This window comes from Streptomyces sp. NPDC058284 (assembly GCF_042881135.1).
GTDB lineage: Bacteria > Actinomycetota > Actinomycetes > Streptomycetales > Streptomycetaceae > Streptomyces.
Map to the genome: position 1 here is coordinate 213649 of NZ_JBHVYE010000003.1, position 19481 is coordinate 233129.

General features: G+C 71.9%; 18 protein-coding genes. 7 read left to right on the forward strand and 11 right to left on the reverse strand.

The annotated features are described in order from the left end of the window. Nucleotide 1 precedes the first annotated feature (1 nt). Nucleotides 2-838, reverse strand: coding sequence for a lysozyme (locus tag ACFVYR_RS06945; RefSeq protein WP_384249091.1), 837 nt, complete (start codon nucleotides 836-838; stop codon nucleotides 2-4). Nucleotides 839-1106: 268 nt separating this feature from the next. On the opposite strand from ACFVYR_RS06945, the gene ACFVYR_RS06950 reads away from it, so the two are divergent. After that, on the forward strand, nucleotides 1107-1595 hold the full coding sequence (locus ACFVYR_RS06950; RefSeq protein ID WP_384249089.1) for a MarR family winged helix-turn-helix transcriptional regulator: 489 nt from the start codon (nucleotides 1107-1109) through the stop codon (nucleotides 1593-1595). A 48-nt stretch (nucleotides 1596-1643) separates the two neighbouring features. Here the strand turns inward: ACFVYR_RS06950 and ACFVYR_RS06955 are convergent, their stop codons facing one another. Next, nucleotides 1644-2489 (reverse strand): protein phosphatase 2C domain-containing protein, encoded by an 846-nt coding sequence (locus tag ACFVYR_RS06955; protein WP_384249086.1) that lies wholly within the window; start codon nucleotides 2487-2489, stop codon nucleotides 1644-1646. A gap of 356 nt (nucleotides 2490-2845) precedes the next feature. On the opposite strand from ACFVYR_RS06955, the gene ACFVYR_RS06960 reads away from it, so the two are divergent. The 5 genes from ACFVYR_RS06960 to ACFVYR_RS06980 all read left to right on the forward strand — a co-directional run bounded on the left by ACFVYR_RS06960 (nucleotide 2846) and on the right by ACFVYR_RS06980 (nucleotide 8860). Then, nucleotides 2846-5746, forward strand: a complete 2901-nt coding sequence (locus ACFVYR_RS06960) for a nitrate- and nitrite sensing domain-containing protein (RefSeq protein WP_384249084.1) — start codon at nucleotides 2846-2848, stop codon at nucleotides 5744-5746. A 194-nt stretch (nucleotides 5747-5940) separates the two neighbouring features. Beyond that, a complete protein-coding gene (locus ACFVYR_RS06965) occupies nucleotides 5941-6375 on the forward strand; it encodes a roadblock/LC7 domain-containing protein (protein WP_384249555.1) in 435 nt (144 codons plus the stop codon). After that, nucleotides 6372-6803 carry a DUF742 domain-containing protein gene (locus ACFVYR_RS06970; RefSeq protein WP_384249082.1) on the forward strand — a complete coding sequence of 144 codons (432 nt, stop codon included), beginning with the start codon at nucleotides 6372-6374 and terminating at the stop codon, nucleotides 6801-6803. The genes ACFVYR_RS06965 and ACFVYR_RS06970 overlap by 4 nt, the downstream gene beginning before the upstream one ends. Then, nucleotides 6784-7401: an ATP/GTP-binding protein gene (locus ACFVYR_RS06975; protein ID WP_384249079.1), complete on the forward strand. Its 618-nt coding sequence runs from the start codon at nucleotides 6784-6786 to the stop codon at nucleotides 7399-7401. The genes ACFVYR_RS06970 and ACFVYR_RS06975 overlap by 20 nt, the downstream gene beginning before the upstream one ends. A gap of 220 nt (nucleotides 7402-7621) precedes the next feature. Next, a complete protein-coding gene (locus tag ACFVYR_RS06980) occupies nucleotides 7622-8860 on the forward strand; it encodes a styrene monooxygenase/indole monooxygenase family protein (RefSeq protein WP_384249076.1) in 1239 nt (412 codons plus the stop codon). On the opposite strand, the gene ACFVYR_RS06985 is transcribed toward ACFVYR_RS06980, so the two are convergent. From ACFVYR_RS06985 to ACFVYR_RS07000, 4 genes are all read right to left on the reverse strand, one after another. After that, nucleotides 8830-9981 carry an NlpC/P60 family protein gene (locus ACFVYR_RS06985; RefSeq protein WP_384249074.1) on the reverse strand — a complete coding sequence of 384 codons (1152 nt, stop codon included), beginning with the start codon at nucleotides 9979-9981 and terminating at the stop codon, nucleotides 8830-8832. The two genes, ACFVYR_RS06980 and ACFVYR_RS06985, sit on opposite strands and share 31 nt — an antisense overlap. Nucleotides 9982-10432: 451 nt before the next feature. Beyond that, entirely contained in the window at nucleotides 10433-10708 is a 276-nt protein-coding gene (locus ACFVYR_RS06990; protein ID WP_384249071.1) for a hypothetical protein, read from the reverse strand. 41 nt (nucleotides 10709-10749) lie between these two features. Further along, the gene (locus tag ACFVYR_RS06995; RefSeq protein ID WP_384249069.1) at nucleotides 10750-11478 is read right to left on the reverse strand and encodes a TetR/AcrR family transcriptional regulator; all 729 of its coding nucleotides are present in this window, start codon (nucleotides 11476-11478) and stop codon (nucleotides 10750-10752) included. A 110-nt stretch (nucleotides 11479-11588) separates the two neighbouring features. After that, entirely contained in the window at nucleotides 11589-12527 is a 939-nt protein-coding gene (locus tag ACFVYR_RS07000; RefSeq protein WP_384249066.1) for a diiron oxygenase, read from the reverse strand. A gap of 127 nt (nucleotides 12528-12654) precedes the next feature. On the opposite strand from ACFVYR_RS07000, the gene ACFVYR_RS07005 reads away from it, so the two are divergent. Next, on the forward strand, nucleotides 12655-13761 hold the full coding sequence (locus ACFVYR_RS07005; RefSeq protein WP_384249063.1) for a ferritin-like domain-containing protein: 1107 nt from the start codon (nucleotides 12655-12657) through the stop codon (nucleotides 13759-13761). Between the two features lie 91 nt (nucleotides 13762-13852). On the opposite strand, the gene ACFVYR_RS07010 is transcribed toward ACFVYR_RS07005, so the two are convergent. The 5 genes from ACFVYR_RS07010 to ACFVYR_RS07030 all read right to left on the reverse strand — a co-directional run bounded on the left by ACFVYR_RS07010 (nucleotide 13853) and on the right by ACFVYR_RS07030 (nucleotide 19438). Continuing rightward, entirely contained in the window at nucleotides 13853-15313 is a 1461-nt protein-coding gene (locus ACFVYR_RS07010) for a penicillin-binding transpeptidase domain-containing protein (protein ID WP_384249061.1), read from the reverse strand. 25 nt (nucleotides 15314-15338) lie between these two features. Further along, on the reverse strand, nucleotides 15339-16703 hold the full coding sequence (locus ACFVYR_RS07015; protein ID WP_384249058.1) for an FtsW/RodA/SpoVE family cell cycle protein: 1365 nt from the start codon (nucleotides 16701-16703) through the stop codon (nucleotides 15339-15341). Nucleotides 16704-16790: 87 nt separating this feature from the next. After that, entirely contained in the window at nucleotides 16791-17141 is a 351-nt protein-coding gene (locus ACFVYR_RS07020; RefSeq protein WP_384249056.1) for an SH3 domain-containing protein, read from the reverse strand. 192 nt (nucleotides 17142-17333) lie between these two features. Next, the gene (locus tag ACFVYR_RS07025) at nucleotides 17334-18656 is read right to left on the reverse strand and encodes an ATP-binding protein (RefSeq protein ID WP_384249053.1); all 1323 of its coding nucleotides are present in this window, start codon (nucleotides 18654-18656) and stop codon (nucleotides 17334-17336) included. Next, nucleotides 18656-19438, reverse strand: coding sequence for a hypothetical protein (locus ACFVYR_RS07030; RefSeq protein ID WP_384249050.1), 783 nt, complete (start codon nucleotides 19436-19438; stop codon nucleotides 18656-18658). Before ACFVYR_RS07030 ends, ACFVYR_RS07025 begins: the two co-directional genes overlap by 1 nt. Nucleotides 19439-19481 lie beyond the last annotated feature (43 nt).

Consider the following 19481-nt stretch of genomic DNA (forward strand, 5'->3'; position numbering starts at 1 on the left):
CTCAGCCGTTGGCGAGCGCCTGCACCCTGTCGTAGGCGCCGTTGAACTTGTCGTGGTCGCCGACCGTCGGCCCGGACGAGGTGTACTGCCACATGGTCTGGAAGCCCCAGCCGGCCGGGAGCTCACCGGGCCCGGTGTCGTAGCGGGCGATCCACAGCGGGTTGCTGGCCCCGAAGCCGCTGTAGTTGCCCGTGCACTGCTTCCACCAGCTGGTGGCGGTGTAGATGACGGCGTCGCGCCCGGTGCGCGCCTTGTACGTGGTCAGGAAGTCGCGGATCCAGCTGACCATCCCCGACTGGGACAGGCCGAAGCAGGCCGTCCCGTACGGGTTCCACTCGATGTCCAGTGCGCCCGGCAGCGTCCTGCCGTCCCGCGACCAGCCGCCGCCGTTGCTCGCGAAGTAGTTGGCCTGGGTGGCGCCGCTCGAGGTGTCGGGCGTCGCGAAGTGGTACGAACCGCGGATCATGCCCACGTTGTACGAACCGGTGTACTGCTGGGAGAAGTAGGGGTTCTTGTAGGACGTGCTCTCGGTGGCCTTGACGTAGGCCCACTTCACTCCGCTGTTCCACAGCGTCGACCAGGCGACGTTGCCCTGGTGGCTGCTGACGTCGACGCCCTCGGTCTGCACGGCGTCACCGCCGCTGGGCAGACCGCCCTGGCCGTCGTGTTCGATGACGCCCTGGCCGAGGCGGGCGGTGCCGCGCCGGGGGATGTCGTCGTCCGCCGTGGCCGCCGTGGGGAGCGTCAGGAGGAGGGAGAGAGCGGAGAGGGCTGCGAGGAGAACCCCCGCCGGCGACAAGCGCGAGCGGCGGGCCGTTCCGGGTCTGTGCACGGGCATGGGCGTGCCTCCGAAGGCCTCAGTAGTGCTCGGTGGGGACCTGTCGACATGCTCCTGATTGGTTCTGGTGTGAACATGTCACTTGAAAGCTACGCACGTAGACCGCCGCCGGGGAAGGGGGACACACTTCTGCCGTTGGTCCACTCCTGTGGCGGCGGCACCGGCAAGGACCGGTCGCGGCCTTGCGAAATACTGGTCAGGCCGCTGTCGCCACGGCCGCGGCGCGAGGGTCTTCCGGCGACAACTTTCAGAATCGGGAAAGCGGGACATGGGTGCTGCAGAAGAGGGCGTGGAGCGCGGCGCGCAGAGCGACGCGGAGCAGGGGGAGGACCGTGAGTTCCTCTCCCTGGAACGGGAGTTGTCCCTGCTGATGCGCCGCGCGCGGGCGTCGTCGGGCGAGATGGCGCGGCAGGTCCACCCCGAACTGGAGCCCGCGGCGTACGGGCTGCTCGTCTGCCTGGACGACTCGGGACCGCGGCGGGCCACGGAACTCGCGGCGTACATCGGCGTCGGCAAGGCCACGATAAGCCGCCAGCTGCGGGCGCTGGAGGAGCTCGGCCTGGTCGCCCGCGAGCCCGACCCGGCCGACGGCCGCGCCTGGCTCATCCGGCTCACCCCGGACGGCCGCACCCGCTTCCGCACGGTGCGCGCCGCGCGCCGCGCCCAGTACGTGCGCAGGCTCGCGAGCTGGGACCGCTCGGAGGTCGCCGAACTGGCCCGCCTGCTCGGCCGCCTGAACGAGAGCGCGGACGCCTGAGGGGTGCGCGTGCCGGTCGGCCGCGGCTGTCTCGCGGGGCGCCCGGCCTCACAACTCCACGTACACGGCCGCCGCGTCGTCATGCCGCTTCCCGCGCGGGAACGCGAGGCGGTCCGGGTCCGCCAGCTCCAACTCCCTGACCCGGTCGAGCAGGTGCTGCGGCCCCTGCTTGCGCAGCAGCGCCAGGCAGTCGGCCCAGTCGCCCTCGCCGAACGTCTCGACCCAGCGTCCGGCCCCGTCGGTGAGAGCCGCCACCGCCGTCACGTCCTCCCGCGCCAGCTCGCCCGTGACGGCGCGCAGCGCGGCCGATGGATCGGCGGCGGCCGTGAAGAAGCCGTCCTCCGCGTTGCGCAGCGCCTCGACCGCCGCCCCGTAGGCGCGGGCGGCCACATCCCGCTCGGCCGAGCCGCGCGGCAGGGCGCGCACCTGGTCGCGCAGGGCTCCCACGGCGGGCGGCAGTTCGGCCAGGCGGCGGTCGAGGATCGCGGTCACCTCGCCACCACGGCCCGCGACGAGGAGCGCCGAGTCGGAAAGGACCAGATGCTCGACCCGCTCCTCGTCCCACCGCACGAGCACCACCGTTGCCTGAGGCGTACGAGGGTGAGAAAGGTCACAGGTCGAACTGTGGGCGTCGGCCGTACGCGAAATGGCGGTCGCCAGAACCTCAGTGAGCGTCATATCTCGCTGTGAAACGGACAGTTCGCCCAGCGCGCCGCCGAGCCGCGCGGTGAACCAGTGGACGGAATGCGGACAGCCCACCGTCCCCTCGGGTGGCGTCACGCCGTCCAGCAGGACGAGCGATCCGCCCTGTCCGGACGCGGGAAGCGCGACCGAGGCGTAGTCCTCGTTGGGGCGAGCGGGGTCGCCGGGCTCGGTGGCGAGTTCGATACGCATCCGGCCAGTCTGCACGAGGCCCGCGCGGAGGCCAGGGGGAGCGGCGAAGGAGGCAAGGCACGTGCCGCAGCGGCGGGCGGCGCGCCGGAATTTGTCCGGAATGATCACCTCCGGCGGGGTGTGGCGGCGCATCCTGCCAAAGCCTTCCTGAGACGTCCAACCGGCGCTCCGCACGGGCCGCGCACCCGCCCCACCGGGACTTGCTCGCCAACTCCCCGCCGATGTTCACTCCTTCGGGTGGCCAGGCAGGCGATGCACGACCGCCACTCACCGGCACTGGAAGGGTCAGAAGCCGTACCGGGGGAGCGCTCGTGTTGACAGGCCGTCACCCGGGCCCAGAGCAGACGAAAACAAGAATGCGAGCACCGGTGCAGAAGATGCGGCCTCGGCGCAAAGGCAAGCAGACGGCCCCCGAAGGGGCCACGCCGGGCGCGACCACTCCGACCGAGCGTGCGCAGGAGCGCACGTCAGCGGGTTCCGGCCCGGACGCCGGAGCGGGCGCGGACGCGGCGGCGGCCTCCGCCGTGACTGACAGCTCCGCGGCGCCCGCGCCCTCCCCGGCGCCGGCCGCCACGCCGTCCCCCGTGCCGGCGCCCCCGGTCGACAAGGCGCCCACCGCGCGCGTACGCAATCGGCTGATCGTCGCCGTGGCCGTGGTGGCCGCCGCCGTCGCGGGCGCGGGCGCACCCGCCGTCGTCGCCGCGTCCGGCCGACTGAACGACACCCAGAGCCTGGTGACGCTCGCCGAACAGACCCAGCAGGCGGTCTCGCTCGGCCACTCGCTCGCCGACGAGCGGGACGAGGTCACCACGTTCATCGCCTCCGGGCGCCCGCAGGGCAAGGGCCTCTCCCAGAGCCGCAGCGCCCGCGTGGACCGGCAGATCGACGAGCTCCGCGACGCCGACGCGCCCGCCGAGCTGCGCGACGACCTCGCCGACATCGCCGCCGTCCGCAGGGAGGCGCTCACCGGCCGGAGCACCGCTCTCGAAGCCCATGAGGCGTACAGCAAGGTCATCGCCGAGCTGCACGGGATGACCCGCCGGCTGGCCGAGCAGCTGCCGCCCGAGGCGAACGGCGGCGCGCTCGCCCTCGCCGACCTCGACCACGCCGTCGAGCAGGCCGCCGCCGCCCGCGGCCTGCTCCTCGCCGCCCTCGCCCTGCCCGCCCCGGACCCCGGCACCACCACCATCGACCCGGTCACCGGCCTGCCGGCCACCGGCGCCGAGGAGTCGTCGGCCGAGGCCAAGCGCCGCGACGAGCTCAGCGCCGCCGCCCAGCAGGCCCGCGTCCGCGAGCTCGCCTCGCTCGCCGACTTCCTGGAGGCCGCGAGCGCCCCCGCCCGCGCCACGTACGAGTCGACCGTCACCGGTTCCGAGGTCACCTCCGCGGAGAAGTACCTGGAGCGCCTCACCGACCGGCCCACGTTCTCCGACGCCGAGCGGCGCTACGACAGGAAGAAGGTCGACGCCGCGCTCTCCGCACGCATCGAGACGATGCGCGGCGCCGAGTCCGCGCTCAACGTCGAGCGCACCAAGCAGCTGGCCCAGCTGCGCGACGACGACGTCACGGCCCTGGAGATCCGGATCGCGCTCGTCGGTGTCTGCCTCCTCGTCGCGGTCGGCGTCGCCATGGGCGCGGCCCGCTCGCTGACCCGCCCGCTCGCGGTCCTGCGCCGGGGATCGGCCCGCCTCGCCACCGAGCCCGCGCCCCAGGAGCCGATCCGCTTCACTGGCCGTGACGACGAGTTCGCCCAGGTCGTCCGCTCGGTCAACGCGCTGCACGGCCACGCCGCCGCCCTCGCCGAGCGCCTCGCCACCCTCGAATCGGACCGCAAGCACCTCATCGGGCAGCGGCAGTCCATGGCCGACGAGCGCGCGGCGCTGCGCGAGGAGCTCGCCGAGGCCTCCGCGCACCTGGAGCGGGTGCGCAAGTCCATCCACGGCACCTTCGTCAACCTCGCCCTGCGCACCCTCGGCCTGGTGGAGCGCCAGCTCGCCGTCATCGAGAACCTGGAGGACCGCGAGCAGGACCCCGACCGGCTCGCCACCCTCTTCAAACTCGACCACCTGGCCACGGTCATGCGCAGGCACAGCGAGAACCTCCTGGTCCTCGCCGGCGCCGAACACGGCCATCAGCATCCGGGCGCGGTCCCGCTCGTCGACGTGGTGCGCGCGGCCGTCTCCGAGATCGAGCGGTACGAACGCGTCCGCATCGCCACGCTGCCGCCGCACGCGCACGTGGCGGGCTTCGTCGCGGACGACATCAGCCACCTCACCGCGGAACTCCTGGAGAACGCGACCTCGTTCTCGCCGCCGGACGCCGCCGTCGAGGTCTCCGGCTGGCTCCTGGAGAACGGCGAGGTCATGCTCTCCGTCCAGGACGAGGGCATCGGCGTCTCCCAGGACCGGATGCGGGAGCTCAACGCCCGCCTCACGGACTTCGACCCCGACGACGTGTACGACCAGGAGAGCGGGGACGGGCTCGGGCTCGGCCTCTACGTCGTGGCGCGGCTCGCGGCGCGGCACGGGGCGCGGGTGCGGCTGCGGGAGCAGAAGCAGGGCGGGGTCGCGGCGGTCGTGGTCCTGCCGACGGCGATCCTCGCGGAGGCCCCGTCCCCGGCACAAGCGCCTGCCGCCGTGGGTGTGCCGCCCCGCGCCGGGGAGACCGGGCTCGTCCACCTGCCGGGCTCGGAGGCCGAGGCCAACTCCAACGTGATCCCGGGGCGGCTGACGGGTGGGGCCGCGTCCGCCCCCGGCGAGGGGGAGGATCCGCTGATCGCCGCGGCGGAGCGGACGCTGGAGACGGCGCTGCCGGACTCCGGGCCCGCGCCTTCGGCGGAGACGACCATGGAGCTCATGGCGCCGCCGTCGCCCGAACCGGCCCAGCGGGAAGCGGAGCCCGAGCCCGAGCCCGAGCCCGCGCCCGCGCAGGAGCAGGAGCCCGCTGAGGAGCAGAAGCCCGCGCAGGAGCCCAAGCCCGCGCCCAAGTGGGAGCGGGTCACCGACAAGGGGCTGCCGAAGCGGACGCCCAGGATCACCGCGCCCGCGGCCGCGCCGCCGAAGCCGCGCGGCGGCTCCGTCGACGCCGACGCGCTCCGCCGGCGCCTCGGCGGATTCCACCAGGGCGCGCAGAGCGGCCGACGGGACGTGGAGGCCGAGCTCGCGGCAGAAAGCTCCGCAGAACCGTCGGAACGTAACGAAAAGAACGCACAAGCCGCAGACGTAATGGGGGACTCAGTCGAGGAGGCAAGCAGTTGACTGCGCCCATGCGCACGCCCAGTTCTTCCGCCGCACCCGCCGAAGCCGCAGCACCCACAGGACCTGCCACACCCACAGGATCTGCCGCACCCACAGGACCTGGCACACCCACAGGATCTGCCGCACCCGAAGAATCCGCCGCACCCGCAGGCTCCGCACCCGGCACGTACGGGCTCAGCAGTGAAGCCCGCAACCTGCACTGGCTCCTGACGAACCTCGTGGAGGAGGTGCCCGGACTCCTCTCCGTCGCGGTGGTCTCCTCCGACGGGCTCCTGCTGCTCTCCTCCGACCCCGGCAGGAACGCGGAGCGCCCCGCGGCGAACCCCACGGGACCCAAGGGATCGAGCGCCGACCTCGCCACCATCGTGTCGGGTCTCGGCTCCCTCACCATCGGCGCCGCCAAGCTGATGGACGGCGGAGCGGTCAAGCAGACCATGGTCGCGATGGAGGAGGGCAGCCTCTTCGTCATGTCGATCAGCGACGGCTCGCTGCTCGGCGTGCACGCCACCCCGGACTGCGACATGAGCGTCGTCGCGTACCACATGGCGCTCTTCGTCGGCCGCGCCGGGCACGTCCTCACCCCCGAACTCCGCAGCGAGCTGCGCCAGTCGATGGAGAGCGCCCGATGAGCAGCAGGAGCAGCAACAGCAGCAGTGGCAGCCGCAAACCGCCGAAGCTGCCGCAGCGCGGCGGCGAACGAAAACCGGCCCGCGTCCGCCCCTACTCGCTGACCGGCGGGCGGACCCGGTTCGGGCACGTCCTGCTCGTCGAGACGTTCGTCGCCGCGCTCGAAGCGCCCGAGGAGCGCCTCGAACTGCCCAAGGGCACGCTGTCGAAGGTCATGCCGGAGATGCGGGCCATCGTCGAGATCTGCCGGCGCATGCGCACGGTGGCGGAGATCGCCGCGCTCCTGAAGATGCCGCTCGGCGTGGTCCGCGTACTGCTCAGCGACCTCGCCGACCAGGGAAAGATCCGGGTGTACGGAACGGGCCACGGCCCGGGACAGCCCGACCGCGCACTGCTGGAAAGGGTGCTGAGTGGACTCCGCCGTCTCTGAACTCCTCGAACACGAGGGCCAGTTGCAGGCCTGGCAGACGGACAGGTCACGCGCTCCGATCGCCACGAAGATAGTGGTGGCGGGCGGTTTCGGCGTCGGCAAGACGACGCTGGTGACCGCCGTGTCCGAGATCACGCCCCTCCAGACGGAGGCGCTGATGACGCAGGCGAGCGCCGACACCGACGATCTGAGCGGGACCCCGGAGAAGACGACCACGACGGTCGCCATGGACTTCGGCCGCATCACGCTCGACGACGACCTGGTGCTCTACCTCTTCGGCACGCCCGGTCAGCAGCGCTTCTGGTTCATGTGGGACGACCTGGTGCGCGGCGCGATCGGCGCCGTCGTGCTCGCCGACACACGCCGGCTGCCCGACTGCTTCCCGGCGCTCGACTACTTCGAGAGCTGCGGCCTGCCGTACGTCGTGGCCGTCAACCACTTCGACGGCAGCGAGGAGTTCGAGGCGGCCGACGTGCGCGAGGCGCTGACGGTGCCCCCGCACATCCCGGTGCTGATCATGGACGCGCGCCGGCGGATCTCGGTGATCGAGTCGCTGCTCGCCCTGGTCGGCCACGCGCTCGACGCGACCCCTGAGTAAGAGCCTGTGTCATATCCCCGGTCGGATCAGTGGGCGTCGTCTGGTGCGTGCGATCGCAAGGCGCCGGGAAGTCCTCGGTGGGGGTCCCCCCGGGCCGTTCAGGCCTGGGGGAGGAGCTACTAGGGCTTTTCGGCAACGCGGCGAGCGTGCGTGCCAGGCGGCGACCACCCGGCCGGGGATATGACAGAGGCTCTAAGAGTTCGAGCTAGAGAAGGACCGCATGCGAAAGATACTTGTCGTCGGAGCAGGTCAGGCCGGGCTCCAGATCGCCCTCGGGCTCCAGGCGCAGGGGTACGAGGTCACCCTGATGTCCAACCGCACGGCGGACGAGATCCGGTCGGGCCGGGTCATGTCCACGCAGTGCATGTTCCACACGGCGCTCCAGCACGAGCGCGACATCAAGGCGAACTTCTGGGAGTCGCAGGCCCCGAGGATCGAGGGCGTCGGCATCTCCGTCGCGGGCCCCGACTCCTCCCGCGTCATCGACTGGGTCGGCAAGCTGGACGGGTACGCCCAGTCCGTGGACCAGCGCGTGAAGATGGCGGGCTGGATGGAGACGTTCGCGCAGCGCGGTGGCCAGCTGGTCATCCATGGTGCGGCCGTCTCCGACCTCGACTACTTCTCGCGCACCTACGACCTGGTGCTCGTCGCGGCGGGCAAGGGCGAGCTCGTCTCGATGTTCGAGCGCGACGCGTCCCGCTCGCCGTTCGACACCCCGCAGCGCGCGCTCGCGGTGGCGTACGTGCACGGCCTCGGCCCGCGCCCGGAGCACCCGGAGTTCGACGCGGTGCGCTGCAACATGGTGCCCGGTGTGGGCGAGCTCTTCGTCATGCCGACGCTCACCACGTCCGGCCGCGCGGACATCCTCTTCTGGGAGGGCATCCCCGGCGGCCCGCTCGACGTCTTCCAGGGCGTCAAGGACCCCAGCGAGCACCTGGCGCTGACCCTCGAACTCCTGGAGAAGTTCCTGCCCTGGGAGTACGCGCGCGCCACCAAGGTCGAGCTGACCGACGCGGGCGGCACGCTGGCCGGGCGGTACGCCCCCACCGTGCGCAAGCCGATCGGGCGGCTGCCCAGCGGGGGCCTGGTCCTCGGCGTCGCCGACGTCGTCGTCGCCAACGACCCGATCACCGGCCAGGGCTCCAACTCGGCTTCCAAGTGCGCAGCCTCGTACCTCTCCTCCATCGTCGAGCACGGCGACAAGCCCTTCGACGCCGAGTGGATGCAGTCGGCCTTCGACCGCTACTGGGAGACGGCGCAGCACGTCACCAAGTGGACCAACGCGATGCTGGGCGCCCCGCCGGAGCACGTCCTGAACCTCCTCGGCGCGGCCGGTCAGCTCCAGCCGGTCGCCGACCGGTTCGTCAACGGCTTCAACGACCCGGCCGATCTGGAGAACTTCTTCTTCGACCCGGACAAGGCCGCCGCCTACCTGGCGTCCGTCGCGCCCGGCGCCTGACCACCGTCGTACCCGAGGTCGCTGCCCGAGGTGGCGCCCTCGGGCAGCTTCGGCGGGGTGTACCCCTGGAAGGCCCGGCCCTTGGGGTCGGGCCGTACGGCGCCGAGCACGGGGTTCGCCGCGATCGGTGAGACCTTGACGCGGGCGCCGGGGCGTGGTGCCTGGACGACCTTGCCCTCGCCCAGGTACATCGCCACATGGGTGGCCTTGGGGAAGTAGACGACCAGGTCACCGGGGCGCAGCTTCCCCAGCGGGATGCGGCGCAGCTCCGCCCACTGCTCCTGGCTGGTGCGCGGGATCCGCCGACCCGCGCGCGCCCAGGCCCGCTGGGTCAGGCCCGAGCAGTCGAACGCCTTCGGGCCCTCGGCGCCCCACTTGTAGGGCCGTCCGATCTGCCGCACCGCGTAGTCCAGGGCCGTGTTGCCCCGCCGCGAGGGGGCCCGGGTGGCGGGGCTGCCGCTGAGCGCGCCGGACCCCATGAACCGGCGTTGCGCCCTGGCCGTGCCCGCGTCCTCCGCCTGCCGCAGCGCGACCAGCTGCTCGGGGGTGAGTGCGGAGAGCAGCTCCTGGACCTCCCTGAGCTGCTTCTCGACCGCGTCCCGCTGCTTCTTCTGCCGTGCGGCCAGGGCGAGTTGGGCGTCCAGGGCCTTCTTCGCCGCGCTCGCGAGGCGGTCCGCCTTCCGCTCGCCGCCGACGAGGCGGTCCACCGTGGCGGCGCGGTCCTTTGCCGCCTGCTGGATCACGTGCCCCTGGTCGAGGGCGCGCTGGGGGTCGCGGGCGAGCAGCAGGCGCAGGTAGGGGGAGAGGTCGGTGGTGCCCTGGTACTGCTGGCGGGCGAAGCGGCCGGCGGCGCCGCGGCTGTCGCGGACCGAGGCGCGGGCCTTCGCCAGCCTCTTCTCCAGGCCGGCCGTCGTGGCCCGCTGCTTCTTGAGCTTCTCCTCGGTCGCGTTGTACGTCTCCGTGGCCTCCTCGGCCGCTCGGTACAGGCGCTGAAGGTCCGTCAGGAGGGTGGATACGGGGCGGCCCTCGGGGCGGGGCTCCGCGTGTGCGGTGGGGGTGGTCGTCAGCAGGGTGCCGATCACGGCACCCGTGCAGACCCAGTGCAGCAGCCGTCCTGACATGGCGTCACCTCCGGTGCGGGGATTGCGGGGACGGGCTTTCCGTCGCGCATCGCGAGCGTGGGGGGTGGGCCGGGGGTTCGCCTCTCGGCGGGGGGCGGGTGGCGCAATCCGGTCACCCGTCCGGGGTGGGGCGGCGTGGGGGGTTGCGGGGGGTGTGCGGATGCGGGTACTTGTGCGGGTGCGTCGTGGCTGGTCGCGCAGTTCCCCGCGCCCCTGTCTGCGACGGGGCTCTGTGGCCTTGAGCCGTGCCGTCTCGCGTGGCTGGTCGCGCAGTTCCCCGCGCCCCTGTCTGCGACGGGGCTCTGTGGCCTTGAGCCGCGCCGCCTCGCGTGGCTGGTCGCGCAGTTCCCCGCGCCCCTGGGTGCGACGGGGTTCTGTGGCCTTGAGCCGTGCCGCCTCGCGTGGCTGGGTGCGGCGGGGCTCTGTCGTCTTGAGCCGTGCCGCCCGCCCCTTAAGGGGGCGTCGGCTTGGACCACGGCCATTTCAGGCCGCCTGCGGGCTTGTCACCGGTCGGGTCGAACTCGTAGCGCCACTTCGGGGTCAGGGAGAGCTTTCGGGTCGGCTCCGTGGCCGTGCGGCGGTAGACCAGGACGGTCGGCGGGCCGCCCGCGTCGTCCGGGACCGGTACGCGGTACACCTTCGGGGGGTGCCCGGTCGGCCCGAGCAGGACCGGGAGCACCCGGCCGTCCAGGGGGCCACCCACGAAGGGGGTGTCTTCGCTCTTCACGCCCCCAGTGTCACATCACTCGCGGCGGCACGCCCCGGGCGTCAGAGCAGGTGCGCCGCGTCCGCCGCCACGGGCAGCACGTTCCGCGCGAGCTCGCCGACAGGGCCGTCCGGCGTCTCCAGGGTCAGCGCCCACCGCACGACGTCCGCGGTCTGCGGATCGCGCCCCGCCGTCGTCACGAGCACCGCCATGAACTGCTCCACGAGCATGTCCCGCAACTCGTCGAGCGGCGGCTGCTTCTCCTCGTCGAGCCAGATCAGCGAGGCCGCCTCGACCGCTGTGATCCACATCCGTACGGTCATCCGCAGGCGCGGCCCCGGCTTCGGCACGCCCAGGTGGCTGAGGATGTGCTCGGCCGCGGCCCTGCGCACGCCGTCCACTATGGCCGTCGTCCGCGACGTCTCCACCACGCTGCCGCCCTGCAGCAGCGCGCTGAACCCCGTGTCGTGCTGGTCGACGAAGGCCAGGTACCGGTCGAGCGCCCGGGCGAGGCGCCGGGTGAGCGGTCCGTCCTGCGGCTCGGCGAAGCACTGCTCCAGGTCGTTCGCCGCGGAGCGCAGCGCGGCCTCGTACAGCTGCTGCTTGCCGCCCGGGAAGTACCGGTACACGAGCGGCCGGGAGACCCCGGCCGCCTCCGCCACGTCGTCGAGGTTGACCTCCTCGGGCGCGCGGTGCGCGAAGAGGGTGAGCGCGGAGTCCAGGAGCTGCCGCCGCCGCGCCTCGACGCTCATGCGGCGGTACGCGGGCGTGGTGGCGGCAGGCGAGGTCATGCTCCGCAGCGTAACCCGGGGGATGCGCCCCGTCGGAGGCGCGGGACTGTGACATCCGCGGCTCCACCGGGCGGGCGCGACCAGCCACAGCGCACCCGCGGCGGAAGAACCTAGGCCAGCAACCCCGAACTCCGCCAGAGCCGTCGGCCGACCCCCCGCATCACACCGATGTCGTCCAGGAAGTCCGTCAGCCGCTTCGCTCCCGTCTGCATGACCTCCCTGCGGTGTCCGCTGGCCTGCACCTGAGCGACGGCTTCCCCGCGGTCCAGGCCGACGTTCGTGTACACCTCGGGGTTGACGAAGGCGATGGAGAAGACGCGGGCGGCCTCACCGCAGCTGACCCGCGTCAGCGTCCGCTCCCAGCGGGGCGCGGTCACCATCTGGCGCCGCAACTCCTCACGGGCGTAACGGACATGGCGGGCCTCCTCGACGACATGGATGCGGGTCACGCCGCGCACCAGCGTCTGGACGCGCTCGTCCGGGAAGGTGAGGCGCTGCATCCAGTCGAGGATCTCCTCGCCGAGCAGCGTGCAGGCGAACGAGCCGGGGGTGGTGGAGACCGTCTTGAGGACGCGGGCGAGGTTGTGGTTGAGGCGCGTGACCGGGTACGTCGGGGCGCCGCCCTTCTCGATCATCCGCGCGAACATCATCGAGTGCCGGCACTCGTCGGCTATCTCGGTGAGCGCGTACCGCACATGCGCGCTGGTCACCGACTTGTCGTAGATGTGCCGGACGAGCAGCTGCATCAGGATGATCTCGAACCAGATGCCGAGCGAGGCGAGCGAGGCGGCCTCGTGCCGGGCGAGGTCGAGCCGCTGCTCCTCGGACATCCGCTTCCACAGCGGGGTGTCGTAGAGGGAGACGAGCTCGGGCGGCCAGAACCACTTGCCCTCCTCGACGGGCGCGTCCCAGTCGAGTTCCCTGTCCGGGTCGAAGGAGTGCTTGGCGGACGACTCCAGGAGCCGCACGGCGACCTGCTCCCGGTCCTTGAGCAGTCCGAGCGCGTCCCGCAGGCCGTCCAGCGAAGCGTCTTCCGTCACGGTCGTCATGACTTGTTCCTGCCTTGTCGCGGGGTTACCGGCGGTCACGTCTTATGAGACTGCCTGTCAGCAAGGTCGTCAATCCCTTGCGCGCGACTTGTTGACCCTTTGTCCAGCGCCGTGTGAGCCTGCCGTCATGGCGACGCACGAGCTCTACACGAGTCCACCCGATGGCCTCAACTGGCAAGTACCGTCCGCCAGTTCGGCCCGCTTCAGCTGGGAGTACGACGAAGGGCGCGAACGCCTCCTCGCTCTCTACCAGAAGGGCAAGGACAAGCAGTGGGACGGCGCCAAGCGCATCGACTGGGATCTGGAGGTCGACCCGCTCGACCCCCTCGGCACCCCCGACGAGTCCATGACGCTCTACGGCACGCCCCACTGGGCGAAGATGACCGACAACGACAAGGGCGAACTGCGCAAGCACTACGCCTCCTGGCAGTTCAGCCAGTTCCTGCACGGCGAGCAGGGCGCCATGGTCTGCGCGGCCCGGATCGTCGAGTCGGTCCCCGACCTGGACGCCAAGTTCTACTCCGCGACCCAGACCATGGACGAGGCCCGGCACGCGGAGGTCTACGGCCGCTTCCTGCACGACAAGATCGGGATGCTCTACCCGATCAACGACAGCCTCCAGGCGCTGCTCGGCGACACCCTGCGCGACGCGCGCTGGGACATGCCCTACCTCGGCATGCAGGTCCTCATCGAAGGCCTCGCGCTCGCCGCGTTCGGCATGATCCGCGACACCACGGACAAGCCGCTGCCCAAGCAGATCCTCGCCTACGTCATGCAGGACGAGGCCCGGCACGTGGCGTTCGGCAGGATGGCGCTGCGCGACTACTACGGCCAGCTCACCGACGCGGAACGGCGCGAACGCGAGGAATTCGTCATCGAGGGCTGCTACCTGATGCGCGACCGGCTGCGCGGCGAGGAGGTCCTGGAGAACTTCGGCATCCCCAAGGCGCAGGCCGAGCAGTACAGCGAGGAGTCCGAATTCCTGACGCTCTTCCGGCAGTTGCTTTTCTCGCGCATCGTGCCGTGCGTCAAGGACATCGGCCTGTGGGGCAAGCGCCTCCAGCAGGCCTACGTCGACATGGGCGTCTTCGAGATGGGCAACGCCAACCTCGACCAGCTCATGGCCCAGGACGAGGAGGTCGCCGAGAAGCTGGACGCGGAGCGCTTCGCCGCCGAGGAGCAGGAGCGCGTGGCGGAGGTGCGGGACGCGATCGCGTCCGGGGAGGCGGACTGAGAGCCTGTGTCATATCCCCGGCCAGGCGGCGACCACCCGGCCGGGGATATGACACAGGCTCTGAGACCCGAGGGCGAGGAGGGGGCCACGCTCAGCGGGGGCCGAGCGCCGCCTCCATCACCGCCTTCGCGATCGGCGCCGCGCTGCCGCCCCCGCTGATGTCCCCGCGGTCCGCCGCCGCGTCCTCGACGACCACCGCGACGGCCACCGAGGGCTCCCCGTCACCCGGCGCCTGCGCCCAGGAGATGAACCACGCGTACGGGGCACCGATATTGTCGACGCCGTGTTGGGCGGTGCCCGTCTTGCCACCGACGATCACGCCGGGGATCGCCGCGTTCGTGCCGGTGCCCTCCTCGACGGCTTGCTGCATCATCTCGCGCAGCTGCATCGCCGTGGCCGGACTCATCGCCTGGCGCAGGGTCCTGGTGCCCGAGGCGTCGATCACGTCGCCGTCGTCGGTCGTCGTACGGTCCACCAGACGCGGAGCCTTGACCGAGCCGCCGTTGGCCACGGCCGCCGAGACCATCGCCATCTGCAACGGCGTCGCCCTGGTGTCGTACTGCCCGATGGCGGAGAGCGCGAGCTGCGCCTTGTCCATCGAGGTGTCGAAGTTGCTGGCGGAGACGGCCGAGGGAATCCGCAGAGAGCCGTCGTTGAAGCCGAAGCCCCGTGCCGTGCCGGACATCCGGGCGAGCCCCGTGTCGACCCCGAGCTTCGCGAAGAACGTGTTGCAGGACCACCGGAAGGCGTAGCGCAGCGACGCGTCGGCGCACCCGTCCACCTCGTTGGTCAGCTGGGTACTGGTACCGGGCAGCGTGTACGGGCTCGGCGACTTCGTCGGCGCGTCCAGGTCCTTCACCGTGCCCGCCTCGAGCGCCGCCGCGGCCGTGACCACCTTGAACGTCGACCCGGGCGGATAGGTCTGGCGGATCGCGCGGTTCAGCATCGGCTTGTACGCGCCCCTGGTCAGCTCCGCCCAGTCGTCCGCGACCTGCGGGCCGGTCCCCGAGAGCCGTTCCGGGTCGTACGAAGGGGTGCTGACAAGGGCGAGGATCTTGCCCGTCGAGGGTTCGAGCGCGGCCACCGCGCCCCGCTTCCCGCCGAGACCCGCGTACGCCGCCCGCTGCGCCGCCGCCTTGATGGTGGTCTCCACCCGGCCGCCGGGGGTCCGGGCGCGCGTGATGTCGTTCCAGAGGGGGAGCGGGGCGAGCATCGGGTCGGTGCCGGAGAGGATGCCGTCCTCGGCGTGCTCCAGGAAGGTCGTGCCGTACACCTGCGAGGCGAAGCCGGTCACCGGTGCGTACAACGGCCCGTTCTTGTACGTGCGTTCGTAGCGGAGCTGCTCGCCGGTGTCCTTGGAGCCGGTGACGGGCCGCCCGTCGACCAGGATGTCGCCGCGCGGCTGGCCGAACCGGACGATGGCGTTGCGGCGGTTGGCCGGATTGGCGTCGAGGTCGCCGGCCTGGACGACCTGGACGCGGGTGGCGTTGACGAGCAGGGCGATGAGCAGCAGCGCGCAGAACGCGGCGGCGTGCCGGATGTACCTGGTCACACGGTCTCCCCGCGGATGGGTCCGGTCACGCGGCCGCCCCGCCCACCGGCTGGCTGCGCGCCGAGTCGCTGACCCGGATCAGCAGCGCCACGATGATCCAGTTGGTGACGACCGAGGAACCGCCCTGGGCGAGGAACGGCATCGCCATGCCGGTGAGCGGGATGAGGCCCGTGACGCCGCCCGCGATGACGAAGACCTGGAGCGCGACGATCGACGCGAGCCCGATCGCGAGCAGCCGTCCGAAGGGCTCGCGCAGGGCGAGCCCGGCACGGAATCCGCGCTCCACGAGCAGGGCGTAGAGCAGGAAGATCGCGCAGAGGCCGGAGAGGCCCAGCTCCTCGCCCGCGGTCGCCAGGATGAAGTCGGACTTCGCGGCGAAGCCGATGAGGATGGAGTGCCCGAGCCCGAGACCGGTGCCGAGCATCCCGCCGGCCGCGAACGCGAAGAGCGACTGGGCGAGTTGGTTGGGCCCGCGCCCCGCGTCGATGGAGGCGAAGGGGTGCAGCCAGTCCTCCACCCGGCTGTGCACGTGCGGCTCCAGCGAACCGACCGCGAACGCGCCGAGCGCCGCGAGCAGCAGGCCGACGGCGATCCAGCCGGTGCGGCCCGTGGCGACGTACAGCAGGATCACGAAGAGCCCGAAGAAGAGCAGCGAGGTGCCGAGATCGCGCTCCAGAACGAGGACGCCGACGCTCAGCAGCCAGATCGCGACGATGGGTCCGAGGACGCGCCCGGTCGGCAGCTGGAGTCGCTTGAACCTCCACAGCGTGCGGCCGGTGTACGCGAGGGCGTTGCGGTTGGCCGCGAGGTAGCTGGCGAAGAAGACGGCGAGCAGGATCTTGGCGAACTCACCGGGCTGGAAGGAGAGGATGCCGACCCTGATCCAGATCCGGGCGCCGTTCACGGCGGGGAAGAAGATCGGCACGATCATCAGGATGAGCGCGGTGACGACAAACAGATAGGCGTAGCGCTGCAGGGCGCGGTGGTCGCGCAGGAGGACGACGACGGCGATGGACAGGCCGACGCCGATGGTCGACCAGATCAGCTGGGCGGGCGCGGCCTCGTCGTTCGGGGTCTCCAGGTCGAGCCGGTAGATGAGCACCAGGCCCAGGCCGTTGAGGAGCACGGCGATGGGCAGGAGCAGCGGATCGGCGTACGGGGCACGGAAGCGGACGGCGAGGTGCGCGAGGAGGGCGAGCACGCCGAGCCCGGCGCCGTAACCGGCGGCGCCGGGCGGGACGGTGCCGTGTCTGGCGAGGCCGACGGCGCAGTAGCCGTACACCGGGAGCAGGACGGCGACGACGAGCAGGGCGAGTTCGGTGCCCCGGCGCCGGGGGACGCGCACAGCGGGGACCGCGGGGGGTGCGGAGCCCGTGCTCGTTCCGGCCATGCCGGGAACGTAGCAAGTGATCGGCCTAAAGTCCGCTTATGTCGACTATGTCGGCCGGGCGGAGTGCGGGGCGCCGGTGACAGGCTCTCAGCACCAGCGTGGCACCTTTCCGATGTTGGCGATGTAGTGCGCGGCGCCCCAGGCCCAGGTCCCGTCGGTGAGCAGGTACCAGATGTTGTTGTTGACCACGCGTCCGCCGCGCGTCTTGCAGAAGATCGTGACGACCTTGCCGCGGGGCACGCTGCGGACCACCTTGCCGCCGCGGTTCGGCGCGGTGCGGAGCAGCAGTCCGTTCTTGGCGGTGACGCGGCCCTTGTAGACGGGCGGTTTGCCACCGGCGTCGTCGAGGGCGGCGGCCGGTCCTGTGACGGTGAGCGCGGCGAGGGCGCTGCCGGCGGCGAGGATGCCGAGCCGGGTGACGGTGGACCGCGGGGACATGGGGCCTCCTTGGGAGGGAAAGGCGGTTCGGGGGCGGCTCTGACGGTGAGACAGAAGCCGCAATTCACATGAAGCACGGCACATTGCACCCCCGCAACCTCACCAACCTCACCTGACGTCCCCGTAGGCACCCTCAAGGGGCGCGGGGGACCGCGCGCTCAGCCACGACGCACCCGCAACCGGGAAGCGGACCTACCCCGTCCCGCTCCCGGCGTCGCCCTCGGAGCTCTCCTCGAACGGCAGCCGCACCGAAGCCACGGCCCCACCGCCTCCCGCTCCGTCGGCCGCATTGGAGAACGTCAGCCGGGCGCCGAGGACCGCCGCCTGACCCAGCGCGATGGTCAGACCGAGACCGTGCCCCTTGGCCGACGTGGCCTCGGTGCGGAAACGTTGCGGCCCGTGCTCCACCAGGTAGTCGGGGAAACCGTCACCGTGGTCCCGGACCGTCACGACCGGCCCGTCGACGGTCACGACGACCGGCGGACGCCCGTGTTTGTGTGCGTTGGCGACGAGGTTGCCGAGCACCCGCTCCAGGCGCCGCCGGTCGGTCTCCACGCAGACATCGCGGACGACGACGAGCTCCGTGCCCTCGCCGGAAGAGCGCACCACCCGCTCCGCCAGTGGAGCGAGCCGATGGGCGTCGAAGTCCACCCGCTCGCTCTTCGCGTCGAGCCGCGAGATCTCAAGGAGGTCCTCGGTCAGCGTGCGCAGCGCGGCGACGCGGTCCCGCACCAGCTCCGTCGGCCGGCCCGGCGGCAGCAGTTCGGCCGCCGCGTGCAGCCCGGTCAGCGGTGTACGCAGCTCGTGCGCCACGTCCGCGGTGAACCGCTGCTCGCTCAGGAGCTTGCCCTGAAGCGTCGAGGCCATGGTGTCCAGGGCCCCGGCGACCGCGGCCACCTCGTCCTGGTGGCGCGGCACCCCGGTGGCGCTCGGCCCGGAGTGCGGGTCCCTGACGCGCGCGTCCAGGTCGCCCGCGCTGATCTTCCGCGCCACCTGCGCCGTCAGATGCAACCGCCGGGTCACGCGGGTCACCGCGAACGCGCCGACCAGCAGCGTCGCCCCGATGGCGAGCGCCGAGGAGCCGACGATCGCCCGGTCGAGGCCGTCGATGGTGCGGGCGCCCTGCGCGTAGTCGACCCGGACGGCGATGACGTGGTCGTCCGCGGCGGGTCCCGCGGCCCACATCGTCGGCCGGGACTCGTGGTTCGCGACCATCGTGCCGCGCTGCCCGCCCACCGCGAGGTCGCGCAGCCCGCCGGGCAGGCCGGCCGGGTCGACGCCCGCGCCGGGGCCGAGGCGGTCACCGGCCTCGTAGCGCTCGGTGACCTCCTTCAGGCGGTCGAGGGCCCGTTCGCGGGCCTGGCCGACGGTCTGGTTGGTCACCGATACGTGTACGAGCGCGCCGAGCAGCGCGGCGAGCGCGCAGCACATGACGGTGATGAAGACGGCGGCCTTCCAGGTGAGGGTCGCCGTCCAGGCGGGGAGCCGGGGCCCGCGCGACTGCCGGTCACTCATCACCCGCCGCTCCCGGAGGAGGAGCCGACCGAAGCGGAGGAGCCGGAGGCCGACGCGGAGGGGGAGGGCGGCGGCGTGGCGGGCCTGGCCGTCGCGGACCGGTGCGATTTGGGGTGGGGCGCGTTCCCGGAGCGGACGATCTCGTCGCTCTTCGGCAGCATCGCCTTCTGGTGCGAGTCCCACGACCAGACGGTGTGGTACTCGTACCCCGCCAGGCTGGAGACGGCGCGGATGATCAGATCGCGCCCGGCGAGCTCGACGCCGAGCACGGCGTCGCTCATCTCCATGATCTGTGTCAGCTGCCGCTTCTCCTCGGCGTAGACGCGGATGTCGAGGTTGTCGTCGGGTGTCGAGATGCCGACGATCAGGTCGTCCTTGCCGTCGCCGGTCAGATCGCGGTAGTACGCCTTGAGGACCGGACAGCGCCCCGGCGAGCCGTCCTCGGCGCAGTCCTTGAGCCGCTCGACCGTCTCCTTGTACGTGCGGTCGGAGGGTTCGTACGTCCCCGGGTTCTCGGTGAAGTCCGCGCGGACGACGTCGACCGCGTCCACCTTGTGCAGGTCGCCCTTCGGCACCTCGACGCCCTTGACCCTGACGCTCTCTATGGCGCCGTAGTCCTCGGCGGGCACCGAGGGCGACGGCAGGTCGGGCCAGAGGTGGGTCGGGCCCTGGGCGGTCGGCGTCGCGCCCGCACTCTCCAGCCCGCCCGGGTCGCCGCACCCCGCGGCGAGGAGCACGGCGAGAACGGCGAAGGCGGCGGGCGCGAGCCGGCTGCGGTTCACTGCACTCCTGCCTGCCGCGGGGTGCGGCCTGTCGTGTCGCCAG